Here is a 230-nt window from a genome sequence, read left to right as displayed (position 1 = left end):
TTAATAAATTGCTTTGTCAAATCAAGTGTTGCAGAACAATCAGCATCAATGATTTTCCCACTATCCCGATCAACAACTAATCCGATATAAAAGGCATTATATTTTTGCGTAATCGGATTATTGGCCGCAGCCTTTGCATCACCAATAATAAAAATGGTTTCATTATTAAACATCATATCACCAGCCTTTTACCCATCTACGCTAAGGGACATTTATGATGAAGTCACAAA

1 protein-coding gene is annotated in these 230 nt (G+C 34.8%); it reads right to left on the bottom strand.

Annotated elements, in window-relative coordinates:
- On the bottom strand, positions 1-173 hold a 173-nt coding region (locus LIZ98_RS17860), incomplete at its 3' end, for a DUF3870 domain-containing protein (RefSeq protein ID WP_227140480.1).
- Positions 174-230 lie beyond the last annotated feature (57 nt).

It is taken from the genome of Caldibacillus sp. 210928-DFI.2.18 (assembly GCF_020554505.1).
Lineage (GTDB): Bacteria > Bacillota > Bacilli > Bacillales > Caldibacillaceae > Caldifermentibacillus > Caldifermentibacillus hisashii.
This window is presented reverse-complemented; position numbering and strand designations above follow the sequence as displayed.